The organism is Gloeocapsa sp. DLM2.Bin57, from assembly GCA_007693955.1.
Classification (GTDB): Bacteria; Cyanobacteriota; Cyanobacteriia; order Cyanobacteriales; family Gloeocapsaceae; genus Gloeocapsa.
In genome coordinates this window covers 1-11,518 of the sequence record RECR01000123.1, presented here as the reverse complement: position 1 = coordinate 11,518, position 11,518 = coordinate 1, and the positions used below count along the sequence as shown (strand labels likewise).

At 38.0% G+C, this 11,518-nt stretch carries 11 protein-coding genes and 1 pseudogene; 6 read left to right on the top strand and 6 right to left on the bottom strand.

What is annotated here, in order from left to right:
* The first annotated feature begins 152 nt into the window (after window positions 1–152).
* Window positions 153–2,246 (top strand): hypothetical protein, encoded by a 2,094-nt coding sequence (locus EA365_15670; GenBank protein ID TVQ42256.1) that lies wholly within the window; start codon window positions 153–155, stop codon window positions 2,244–2,246.
* Between the two features lie 53 nt (window positions 2,247–2,299).
* Here EA365_15670 and EA365_15665 read toward each other — a convergent pair whose 3' ends face one another.
* The 3 genes from EA365_15665 to EA365_15655 form a co-directional block, all read right to left on the bottom strand.
* Window positions 2,300–2,551 carry a sensor histidine kinase gene (locus tag EA365_15665; GenBank protein TVQ42257.1) on the bottom strand — a complete coding sequence of 84 codons (252 nt, stop codon included), beginning with the start codon at window positions 2,549–2,551 and terminating at the stop codon, window positions 2,300–2,302.
* Between the two features lie 319 nt (window positions 2,552–2,870).
* Entirely contained in the window at window positions 2,871–3,629 is a 759-nt protein-coding gene (locus EA365_15660; GenBank protein TVQ42255.1) for a metal ABC transporter ATP-binding protein, read from the bottom strand.
* Window positions 3,630–3,633: 4 nt separating this feature from the next.
* Entirely contained in the window at window positions 3,634–4,599 is a 966-nt protein-coding gene (locus tag EA365_15655) for a cation ABC transporter substrate-binding protein (protein TVQ42254.1), read from the bottom strand.
* 109 nt (window positions 4,600–4,708) lie between these two features.
* On the opposite strand from EA365_15655, the gene chlG reads away from it, so the two are divergent.
* A complete protein-coding gene (chlG, locus tag EA365_15650; protein ID TVQ42253.1) occupies window positions 4,709–5,719 on the top strand; it encodes a chlorophyll synthase ChlG in 1,011 nt (336 codons plus the stop codon).
* Here the strand turns inward: chlG and EA365_15645 are convergent, their stop codons facing one another.
* Window positions 5,720–6,178, bottom strand: a complete 459-nt coding sequence (locus EA365_15645; protein ID TVQ42252.1) for a hypothetical protein — start codon at window positions 6,176–6,178, stop codon at window positions 5,720–5,722. It lies immediately after the preceding gene.
* 207 nt (window positions 6,179–6,385) lie between these two features.
* A complete protein-coding gene (locus EA365_15640; protein TVQ42251.1) occupies window positions 6,386–6,853 on the bottom strand; it encodes a hypothetical protein in 468 nt (155 codons plus the stop codon).
* A gap of 281 nt (window positions 6,854–7,134) precedes the next feature.
* Between EA365_15640 and EA365_15635 the strand changes: the two are divergent.
* Window positions 7,135–7,239 (top strand): annotated as a pseudogene (locus EA365_15635) (four helix bundle protein).
* Window positions 7,240–7,258: 19 nt separating this feature from the next.
* Here the strand turns inward: EA365_15635 and mtnC are convergent.
* Complete coding sequence (gene mtnC / locus EA365_15630; protein TVQ42250.1) at window positions 7,259–7,939, bottom strand: acireductone synthase; 681 nt, start codon at window positions 7,937–7,939, stop codon at window positions 7,259–7,261.
* A 158-nt stretch (window positions 7,940–8,097) separates the two neighbouring features.
* Here mtnC and EA365_15625 point away from each other — a divergent pair, with 158 nt between their 5' ends.
* From EA365_15625 to EA365_15615, 3 genes are all read left to right on the top strand, one after another.
* Complete coding sequence (locus EA365_15625) at window positions 8,098–9,273, top strand: transaldolase (GenBank protein ID TVQ42249.1); 1,176 nt, start codon at window positions 8,098–8,100, stop codon at window positions 9,271–9,273.
* A 67-nt stretch (window positions 9,274–9,340) separates the two neighbouring features.
* Complete coding sequence (locus tag EA365_15620; protein ID TVQ42248.1) at window positions 9,341–10,351, top strand: 2-hydroxyacid dehydrogenase; 1,011 nt, start codon at window positions 9,341–9,343, stop codon at window positions 10,349–10,351.
* Complete coding sequence (locus tag EA365_15615) at window positions 10,342–11,475, top strand: L-lactate permease (protein ID TVQ42247.1); 1,134 nt, start codon at window positions 10,342–10,344, stop codon at window positions 11,473–11,475. Before EA365_15620 ends, EA365_15615 begins: the two co-directional genes overlap by 10 nt.
* Window positions 11,476–11,518: the final 43 nt, after the last annotated feature.

The following is an 11,518-nucleotide window of genomic DNA, read 5'->3' as shown; positions in this document are numbered from 1 at the left end:
TAATTAAAAAAGTGGGGATGGGCATCGCCTCACTCAAAAACGGTCAATCATCTCTGAAGGTGAAAGATAAGAAGCCTACAGCGTAATCTTTGATTCGGTGTAGGAGTATGTCACTTTAACATAGAAATATAATCATTTTACCAGCAAAGAAGATGACAGAACTAGCTCAAAATAGTGACGATGAAGAAGTTTTAGCTACCTATACAGTAACCAACAATAGGGATGAAGGAGCAGGATCATTACGTCAAGCTATAGAAAATGCTAATGCAACAGAAGAACTTGATGTAATTGAGTTTGATTCATCTTTAGAAGGAGAAACAATTAGTCTCACTTCGGGAGAATTAGTAGTTAGTAACAATTTAATTATCACTGGTTTAGGTACAGAAAAATTAACTATAGATGGAGGAAATTCTGGAGTATTTATTATTAGTAATCAAGACGATGAACCAGATTATAGTTCACAAATCAATGTGATAATTTCGGATTTAACTATTACAGGAAGTTCTAATAATCATGCCATAACTAATAAAGAAAATCTACACCTTAACAAGATTACTCTCTCAGGAAACACCTCTCAATATAGTGGAGGAGGTATTTATAACCATGGTAGAGAAAATAACTATGGTGGTTCTCTTTCTCGTATAATCGGTGCAACTCTAACTATAACTGATAGTATAATTTCTGACAATACCAGTATTAATGGTGTGGGTGGTGGAATTGCTAATAGTGGGGATTTAATTATTAATAATACTATTATCTCTGGCAATAGTGCTAAATATGCAGGAGGAGGTATTTTTAATTCCCCAAGTGGTAGTGATAGCAGTATGGGAGTTGCATCATCATCAGGGACAATAACTATTACTAATAGTACTATTTCTGGTAATAGTGCTGAGATTGGAGGGGGAATTAGTAACTCTCGTAAGACGGTTTATAGTGAAGGTGATAGCGAATCAAATGGAGGGACAATAACTATTAATAATAGTACTATTTCTGGCAATAGTGCCACCAATTGGGGTGGAGGAATTAGTAATATTGGACAATTAAATCTTAATAATACCACGATAACTTTAAATCAAGCTGAAGAAGGAAGTGGTTTAGCGGTTAATTTAGCAAGAGATACTGATCAAGAAACCTTTATTGCGAATACGATTATTTCTGGCAATATAGGTACAGATGTAGATGGTGTTAATGACAATTATTATGGTAACAGTTTTACACCTAGTCCACTTCTTGCTAATAGTTTAGGGGGTAATCTGATTGGGAATGGTAACGCATTAGATATCTTTGACCAATCTACAGACCAAACTAGTATTACTGACCCTGGTTTAAATCCTTTAGCTGATAATGGAGGACTTACCCCTACTCATTTACCCCAATCAGATAGTCTTGTTATAGACGCAGGCGAAAATGACCTTATCCCTGACGAGGTAACCACGGACCAAAGGGGAGAAAGTCGCCTTTTTAACGATAGAGTGGATATTGGTGCGGTAGAATTAACCGATGATTCTAATCATAACAGTCTGATTGGTACTGATGATGATGATGATTTAATTGGTACTGACAATGATGACACCATTGAAGGTAGAGGGGGAAATGATACCCTCAGAGGTTATCGAGGTGATGACTACCTAGATGGTGGGACAGGGGATGATTTAATGAGAGGGGGAAGAGGAGACGATATCTATATCGTAGATAGTGAAGGAGATGTTGTCCAGGAAACACCTGACAGGGGTAATGATACTATTATCGCTTCTTTAAGTTGGACTCTTCCACAAAACGTAGAAAATTTGACCCTAACCGGAGAAGATGAACTCAATGGTACAGGGAATAATTTAGCGAACTTAATTATCGGTAACTCCGGGAGAAACCGACTAGTAGGTAAAGGTGGGGATGATACCTTAATTGGTGGTGGTGGTAATGATATCTTAACGGGAGGAGACGGAAGCGATCGCTTTTTATTTAACAATCCCAATCAAGGAAGAGATCGTGTTAAAGATTTAGTTAGAGGTGAGGATGTTATTGCTATCTCTAGTAATGGTTTTGGTAGTGATTTAGCAACAGGTATTTTACCTGAATCACAATTCGCTTTAATTAATGATCTTACCGAAGAGACTCGCTTTATGTACAATCCTGTTAATGGTAGATTATCCTTTGATCCAGACGGGAATGGAGAGGCAAGTTCGATTATTTTCGCTATTATCCATAATGTACCTGCTTTTGATCATAATGATATTTTGATTATTTAGCTAAATAGGTAGGTCTAAATAAACGTTAATATAATTGTTCCTTTGGATTGATTTTAAGCAACGGGTAAGACAACCATAAAAGTTGAACCTTTGTTAATTTGACTAGAGACACAAATTTCACCTTGATGCAGTCTAAGACTTTTTTGGACAATGGTTAACCCTAAACCATCTCTAGATTTTTGATCCGTATTTGTTGCAAAATAAAAAGGTTGAAAAACTTGCTTTAATTCATTGATAATTCTAATCTCTTTATCAGGAACATCTACCTTAAAAGAATTAATTAAATCATGACAAATTTTGATAATATCTAAATAATATCAAGTTCGGGTGAATACTTACGATAAAAGTGAGGTAAGGCAGGAGGCTCCAGGGCAGGAGGCAGGAGGAAAATTTATTATAACTAATTAAACGGACATGATATAATCTCTATTAAAAGAATTCTTTGTGCTTAAACTATGAATTAATTCTAGCTTTCCTATTGGGATCATTAACAATAGCTGGTTTAGGAAGATTTGTCTTCAAGAAAAAATCTTAAAACGGCATATCCTACTAAGTTATTTGCTAAGATGTCTTAACAATCGTCTTAGTAGGATGACAACCCTTTTTAGCTATAGATAAGAATATCTAAGATTGAGAATGTTTAGGAAAAACTCGATGGGGAATACCATGAGCAATTAAATCAATAGGACATTGATAGGTTTGCTCAATCATCTCTGCTGTGATTAGTTTATCATGATGGTAAAAAAGATGACGGTTGAGACAACCGACGGTTTTAACATAGGTAGAAACTGCGCTTAAATCGTGGGAAATTAGAATAATGGTCATAAATTCGTTAAGGTGTTTAAGTAGCTCATAGATACTATTTTGTACCTTGGTATCTACATTAGCTGTCGGTTCGTCTAAAAGTAAGATTCTGGGTTCAGAAGCTAAAGCGCGCGCTAAATAAACCCGTTGACGTTCACCCCCTGAAAGTTGTCCAATGGAACGCGATCGCAGTTCTAATAAGCCTACCTGTGCTAAACTCCGAGTAACCATCTCCTCATCTTTAGCGTTATAAGGTTGAAAGAGACGACGCTTACCAAGTCTTCCCATTCTGACTACATCCTCTACACGAATGGGAAACTCACGGTCAAACTCTAATAATTGGGGTACATAACCGAGATATTTTCTCCCCTCGGTGACAGGGCGATCGAGAATAGTTACTTTTCCTGTTTGGGGTTTAATTAATCCTAACAAAACCTTGATTAAAGTTGTTTTCCCTCCACCATTAGGACCAATCAAACCAATAAAATCGAGTTCGTTAACTACTAGGTTAATATTTTCAATCACCGTAGTAGATTGATATCCCGCGGAAACTTGATTAAGAGTGATTACTGGAGTCATTTAGCTATTTCAGGGTATTAGCGAAGGTTTCAGAGACTTTGAGCAGGTTTTCTGACCAATTAGGCGCAATCGGGTCGATAAATACTACTTCTCCCCCAATTTCTTGAGCGATGGTTTCTGCGGTGCGAGAGTTAAACTGGTATTGAGCAAAAATTACTCTAATATCTTCTGCTTGTGCGCGATTGACTAATTGTCCTAATTGCGCCGCACTAGGTTCAACTCCTCCTACTTCGATGGGAATTTGTTCTAAATCATACTCTTGAGCAAAATAACCCCAAGCTGGGTGAAAAACGATAAATTTACGATTCTCTATCCCTGAGAGATTGTCTCTAATCTCAGTATCGAGTTGGTCAATTTCGGCAAGAAAATTATCTAGGTTTTGTTGATATTCTGCTTGATTTTCTGGATCTAATTCTACTAAACCTTGGTAGATATTTTGCGCTTGAATTTTCACTAGTTGGGGTGATAACCAAATGTGAGGATCTAAACCGTCTTCTCCGTGTGAATGTCCGTGATCGTGATCATGGTCGTGATCATGATGATGATGATGTTCAACCATCGGTATTAATGGTACTCCCTCTCCAGAGTTAATGATCACTAAATCTGGGTTTAAACTCTCTATTTTACTCAACCAACCCCTCTCTAAACTAACTCCTAAAGCAATATAAGCTTGTGACTGACTAATAGCTGTTAGTTGTTGTGGTAAGGGTTCGTAAGTTTCGGGTTCACTTCCTGGTTGTACTAAAACGGTTACCTCTGCTTTTTCACCTGCGATTTTTCTGACAAAGTATTCTTGGGGTAAAATACTGACGACTAAATCTAGGGTTTCTGGTGGATTAGTTACAGCTACATCATCGGTTGGTTGGGTGTTAATTACCCCTAATTCTTCTGATTCGGTGTTAGCCGTACATCCTGTTAACAGACTTAATCCTAAGGTTACTGATAAGAGGGTTTTGACGGGGTTCTTCATAGTTAAGTGACTTTATGATAATCATTATCATTATAATAGCAAGAATACCAAAATAGTAGAGAAAACTGTGCTAACCTAAATCAAGTGTAGATTCTTAGTAGTAATATCTATGTCTGATTCCGCTACCCCTGAACAAACAAACAGCGATCCCCAGGATCTCGCTACGCAAGCACGCAGTGCCAAAACCCGACAACTCCTAGGGATGAAGGGCGCCGCTTCAGGAGAAACTTCTCTCTGGAAAATTAGACTACAGTTAATGAAACCAATTACTTGGATACCCTTGATTTGGGGTGTTATCTGTGGTGCTGCTTCTTCTGGTGGTTATATTTGGAGTTGGGAATCTTTACTTAAAGCCCTTACCTGTATGCTTCTAGCAGGACCTCTTTTAGCTGGTTACACTCAAACTATTAACGATTTCTACGATCGCGAACTCGACGCCATTAATGAACCTTATCGCCCCATTCCTTCTGGTACAATTTCTGTGCCTCAAGTTGTAACACAAATTCTGGTTTTACTTTTTGCAGGTCTTGGTGTGGCTTATTTACTCGATGTTTGGGCGGGTCACCCTTTTCCTGTTATTACTTGTTTAGCACTGTTTGGCTCTTTTCTTGCTTATATCTACTCAGCCCCCCCTTTAAAACTTAAAAAGAATGGTTGGTTAGGTAATTATGCTCTTGGTGCTAGTTATATCGCTTTACCTTGGTGGGCAGGTCATGCTTTATTTGGTGATCTCAATGGGAAGATTGTCATTTTAACCCTGATTTATAGTTTAGCTGGTTTAGGTATCGCTGTAGTTAACGACTTTAAAAGTGTGGAAGGCGATCGCCAGTTGGGCTTACTATCCCTCCCAGTGATGTTTGGAGTTGATACCGCAGCTTGGATTTGTGTGATTATGATTAATCTCTTTCAAGGGGCGATCGCCGCTTATTTAATCAGTATCGGACAACATCTAGCAGGTAGTATCCTACTCTTATTAATCATCCCTCAAATCACTTTTCAAGATATGTACTTCTTGAGAAATCCGCTAGAAAATGACGTTAAATACCAAGCTAGCGCCCAACCTTTCCTAGTATTAGGGATGTTGGTCACAGGTTTAGCCTTGGGTCATAGTGTTCTTTGATTACTTGCTTCTGAGAAACATTACTATAGTACGCGGTTTAGCTCCACTGGAGTTAAACTGTACCTCAATATCAGAGTCAACACGAATATAGATATCATCAAAACAATAGACTGTATAATAATTTCCATAATCTCTATAGACTTTAGGATAGTACCAATCAGAAGTTCGACCGTTAACTACAAGACGAGCCATTGCCGAAGTGTCCGGACTTGCCTGTATTCTCAAAGAAGCAATTACATCATGGCGATTTACCCTATTAGAGATTAGGCGAGAAACATCTATACTCTTACCATTAAACCCACTAATAAATGCTCCCAATCTTTCTTCATTGTCATAAATTGACCGACAGCTAGTATTGTTTTCGTATTGTTCTTTAGGTGTCTCCACACCCCAAAGAGAAACACTTAAAGCGGCAATCAACAGCAAAGAAAAAAAGCGAGAATTATAATTAATTTCCATAACCTTTTATTTTAATAGACTCAAAAAGATAGTTTTATGTTCCGAGTCAACTGATATCCAGAGGTGTTAGGTATTAGGTATTAGGTTTTAGGTTTTAGGTTCTATTATTCCTGTATATTATACTCCATGACTGCCTCTTGCCTGAATACCTTTTGCCTTACTCTTAATTCGCGCATTCTTAATTCTTCATTTTCCTTTTGCCTCTAATTACTTACTTCTAACAAACATTACTATATTGCGCGGTTTAGCATCACCAGATTTAAACTGCACTTCGATATCAGAGCCAGCACGAGTGTAAAGATCATCGAAACAGTAAACTTGATAATCAGAGCCATATTCTCTGTGAAATTTAGGAGAATACCAGGCAGAGGTTTCACCGTCAACTATAACACGAGCAGGAGCAGAAGTATCGCGGCTCGCATGTATTCTCAAAGAACCAATTAAATCATTTCTACTTACTCTATGAGAGATTAAATCGGAAATATCTATACTCTTACCATTAAACCTAGTCACAGAGACTCCCACTCTTTCTTCACTATTATGTATGTCTCTGCAATTAGTAGGTCTTTCGTCTTCCGCTTTAAAGGATTTAGGGGAGGAAAAACCCCAGAGGGAAACACTTAAAGCGCCAATCAGCATTAAGGAAAAAAAGCGAGAATTATAACCAATTTCCATAACCTTAACTCTTTATTTGAAAAGACAATAAGAAATAATATCATATTTCTAGTCAACTATAGTGAGAGAAAGTGTGGGGAGACTGACAAGGGCAGGTTTTTTACATTTAGATTTATAATGGGGTGAGACAAGGGAGAAGAAGAAAAAAAGCATTAAAACTCATGAAGATCTAGTTAGATCATGTCCGTTTAATTAGTTATAATAAATTTTTCTCTTGCCTATTGCAAGAGTGCTAGAGTGCCTTATCTCACTTTTATCGTAAGTATTCATCCGAACTTGATATTATCTATCAAAAAGCATTTGATGCTGCTCTGACTATCTTTGAATTATCAAAACAATTTCCTGACCAAATTCGTCGTTCGTCTCGCTCAGTTTGTGCTAACTTTATAACACCTAACCCCGAACTCAGGTTAACTCAATTGCCCAAAAATCTTTTACCTGTAGATGACTAGCATGACTATTAATTTCTCCTTCCCTCACTAACCATCTAGTTTGAAATCCTGCTGCTTTGGCTGCGTCTAACTCTTTTTCCACATCAGAAAGAAAGAGTGTTTCTGCTGGCAATATCCGTAAAGATTGAGAGATGCTTTGATAAGAATTACTATCTATCTTAGCACCAATATTAGTATCAAAATAAGCAGAAAAGAGAGGAGTTAAATCACCATATTTAGTATGAGCAAATAACAGTTTTTGCGCTGATACTGAACCAGAAGAATATACACATAAAGTAATATTTTCACTAAACCATTGTTGCAATTTAGCTACTGCATCAGAGTAGATATGTCCTTGATAAATTCCTTGTTGATAACCTTCCTCCCAGATTAATCCCTGAATATTTTTAAGTGGGGTAATTTTTTGATCTTCATCTATCCATTGTTTGAGTAGAGTAATGATCTCTTCTAAAGATAGTTGCGGTTGATGAGTCAGACGGCGAATTTCGGCTAATTGGACTTCTATTGCTGGTATGCTAGCGTTAGCACGTAAATATTCTCCAATGCGTTGACGGGCATAAGGGAATAAAGTATCCTTAACAAAAGAAAGAGAAGATGTTGTACCTTCTATATCAGTAATAATAGCACTAATCATCATTTTAAAAGTAATAATTTACTAACTTGAACATTTTACACTATTTAAATAAACCTTAACTTATTATTAATTGTTTCTTAACCTAAAGATTTGACAATGACTGAACAAGTAAGTAAGATAAAAACGGTTATTAATAAATAAAATGTAATTCTAAAATAATGTCCAAAAATCTGCTCGAACAACTTAAAGAATTAACCTCTGTGGTTGCTGATACAGGAGATCTTCAAGCTATTAGAAAATTTGCTCCTAAAGACGCTACTACTAATCCTTCCCTAATTTCTACAGCAGCACAAATGCCAGAATATCGGGAAATCGTCGATGAGACTTTATTAAAAGCTAAAAAAGATGCAGGCGCAACAGCTACAGATGCTGAAATACTCTCATCAGCTTATGCTAGTTTAGCGGTATCTTTTGGTAAAAGGATTTTAGAGATTGTACCCGATCGCGTTTCGGTTCAAGCAGATCCCCGTTTATCCCACGACACTGAAGCTACAATCAAACAAAGTCGTTATTTACTTAATGAATTCGTTAAAGACGGTGTACCCGCAGAAAGGGTAATGATTAAAATCGCTTCCACTTGGGAGGGAATTTGTGCAGCCAAAGTGCTAGAAAAAGAAGGTATTCAGTGTAATATGACCCTCTTATTTGGCATTCACCAAGCGATCGCCTGTGCAGAAATTGACGCAACCATCATCTCACCTTATGTAGGACGTATCCTTGATTGGTACGTTAAAAATACAGGTAAACAGTATCATGGAGCAGATGATCCAGGAGTACAATCAGTAACAGGTATCTATAATTACTACAAAAAATTTGGTTACCAAACCGAAGTAATGGGAGCAAGCTTCCGTAATCTTGGAGAAATCATCGAATTAGCAGGATGTGATTTATTGACGATCGCCCCTACTCATCTAGCCCAATTGGCGGAAACTACAGGACAATTAACCCGTAAACTCGATCCTGCTAAAACTGTAGAGATGAACATCGAGAAAATGACTATAGATGAAGCCAAATTTACCAAAATGCACGCAGAAAACGTGATGGCGACGGAAAAATTAGCCGAAGGTATTGCAGGATTCAGCAAATCCCTAGAATGTCTAGAAAAATTCATGGCAAATCGTCTCGCTGAATTAGAAAGCGGTGCTAAAGTAGGCTCTCTAGCTACTGGTATCTTTGAAGCTTACGATCTCGACGGGGATGGTTTAATCACTCGGGAAGAATGGTTAGGATTAGACGCTGTCTTTGATGCACTTGATTTAGATGGAGATGGTAAAATTACTCCTGAAGAAATGATAGCTGGATTAGGTGCTACTTTCCAACTAGCTGCTGTTTAGATACAGTTAGGTAATAACCAGGTAGAGAAATACTCTCTATCTTTAGAGTATATAGATAATTAAAAACATGAAAATAGCCTTTTTTAGCAGTAAACCCTACGATCGCCAATCCTTTGAGAAAATCAATGTTAATTATCACCACGATTTAACCTTTTTTGAAGGTCTCCTCAACTCTCAAACTGCGAGTCTAGCTGCAGGATTTCCGGCGGTGTGTATCTTTGTCAACGACGTTGCTGACGCTGCCACCTTAGAGATTCTCGCTGCTGGTGGAACTAAAGTACTCGCCTTACGTTCAGCGGGTTTTAACAACGTTGACTTAGCTAAAGCCAGGGAATTAGACATCAAAGTATTGCGCGTTCCCGCTTACTCTCCCCACGCTGTAGCTGAATTAGCCGCGGGTTTAGTACTGATGCTCAATCGTAAACTTTATCGAGCTTATAACCGCGTCAGAGACGATAATTTTACCCTAGACGGGTTATTGGGGTTTGATTTGTATGGCTCTACCGTAGGTATAATTGGTACTGGTCAAATTGGCATGGTATTTTCCCAAATTATGCAGGGTTTTGGTTGTTACCTCTTAGCTTACGATCCCTATCCTAACGAAGAATTACAGAAAATTTGCCCTAGTGCTCGTTATGTAGATTTACCTGAACTACTGAGTAATTCTGATATTATCTCTCTACATTGTCCTTTGCTACCTAGTACTCATTATCTGATTAATCAAGAAACCATAGGGCAAATGAAACCAGGTGTGATGTTAATTAATACTAGTCGTGGTGCTTTAGTAGATACAGCTGCTGCGATCGCGGGGATTAAATCAGGTCAAATTGGTTATCTCGGTATCGATGTTTACGAGGAAGAAGAATCACTATTTTTCCAAGATTGGTCAGATGACATTATCCAAGATGATACCTTTCAATTATTGCAATCATTTCCTAATGTGGTAATTACAGCTCATCAGGGATTCTTCACAGAAAATGCTTTAGCTAGTATCGCTGATACGACTCTGAACAATGTTACTGATTTTGAACAGGGGAAAATTCTTAAAAATCAAGTAGAATATAAATCATGCCAATAGCTATCTACTCACTATTGGCCTTTGCACCGATTTTAACAGCTTTTTTATTGCTAGCGGTAGCTAATCGTCCTGCTAATCAAGGAATGCCTATCGCTTATCTAGTCACGGTAATTCTCTGTATATTAGTCTGGGAAGTTCCCTTAAATCAAATCGCCGCAGCAACCTTTCAAGGATTAATTGTAGCCCTAGAAATCGTTTATATCGTTTTTGGAGCTATTCTACTCTTAAATGTTTTACAAGAATCAGGAGCAATTAGCAAGATTAGACAAAGTTTATTAGGAGTTAGTAGCGATCGCCGTGTGCAAGTTATCCTGATTGCTTGGTTATTGGGTTGCTTTATCGAAGGAGCGTCAGGATTTGGTAGTACAGCGGTTGTTTGTGTACCTTTATTAGTAGCGATCGGCTTCCCGGGAATGGCTGCAGTATTAGCCGCGTTATTAGTACAACCTACAGCGGCTTCATTTGGTGCAGTAGGTACACCTTTTATTATTGGGGTTAACAATGGTTTAGAAGGAATAAACGCGGTTACCACAGAAGTGGAAAGACTAGGGTTAAGTTTTTCGGAATATATCGACCTGATAGGTGCTCAAACAGGTATAGTTCAAGGGTTGATCGGGACGTTTATTCCTTTGGCGTTAGTATTGATACTTACGACTACTTTTGGGGAAAATAAATCTTGGCGAGATGGTTTACCCGTTGCAGGATTTGCTATATTCGCAGGTTTAGCTTTAGCTATTCCTTATGTATTAACAGCTATTTTGCTAGGTCCTGCTTTTCCTTCTCTATTTGGGAGTTTAATAGCGATGATTATCGTTATTCCCGCAGCGAAACAAGGATTTTTATTACCTAAACAAACCTGGGATTTTCCCGATCGCTCCCAATGGTCACCAGCTTGGATAGGAAGTAAAAACAGTGAAATTACCCCAGGGAAGGCGCAAATGACTGGTTTACTCCCTTGGATTCCTTATGTAATGTTAGGGGTCTTTCTCTATCTGTCTCGTTCTCGTTTTCTTCCCCTGAGAGATTGGTTACAAGCTGTACAAATATCCTTTAGTGACATACTCCTATACCGAATCAAAGATTACGCTGTAGGCTTCTTATCTTTCACCTTCAGAGATGATTGACCGTTTTTGAGTGAGGCGATGCCCATCCCCACTTTTTTAATTA

What these genes read in the sequence shown, in the direction of transcription:
- chlG (TVQ42253.1), top strand. Translation starts at nt 4,709, where the DNA reads ATGTCTGATTCCGCTACCCCTGAACAAACAAACAGCGATCCCCAGGAT.
- EA365_15625 (TVQ42249.1), top strand. Translation starts at nt 8,098, where the DNA reads ATGTCCAAAAATCTGCTCGAACAACTTAAAGAATTAACCTCTGTGGTT.
- EA365_15620 (TVQ42248.1), top strand. Translation starts at nt 9,341, where the DNA reads ATGAAAATAGCCTTTTTTAGCAGTAAACCCTACGATCGCCAATCCTTT.
- mtnC (TVQ42250.1), bottom strand. Translation starts at nt 7,939, where the DNA reads ATGATTAGTGCTATTATTACTGATATAGAAGGTACAACATCTTCTCTT.
- EA365_15660 (TVQ42255.1), bottom strand. Translation starts at nt 3,629, where the DNA reads ATGACTCCAGTAATCACTCTTAATCAAGTTTCCGCGGGATATCAATCT.
- EA365_15655 (TVQ42254.1), bottom strand. Translation starts at nt 4,599, where the DNA reads ATGAAGAACCCCGTCAAAACCCTCTTATCAGTAACCTTAGGATTAAGT.
- EA365_15615 (TVQ42247.1), top strand. Translation starts at nt 10,342, where the DNA reads ATGCCAATAGCTATCTACTCACTATTGGCCTTTGCACCGATTTTAACA.
- EA365_15670 (TVQ42256.1), top strand. Translation starts at nt 153, where the DNA reads ATGACAGAACTAGCTCAAAATAGTGACGATGAAGAAGTTTTAGCTACC.
- EA365_15640 (TVQ42251.1), bottom strand. Translation starts at nt 6,853, where the DNA reads ATGGAAATTGGTTATAATTCTCGCTTTTTTTCCTTAATGCTGATTGGC.
- EA365_15645 (TVQ42252.1), bottom strand. Translation starts at nt 6,178, where the DNA reads ATGGAAATTAATTATAATTCTCGCTTTTTTTCTTTGCTGTTGATTGCC.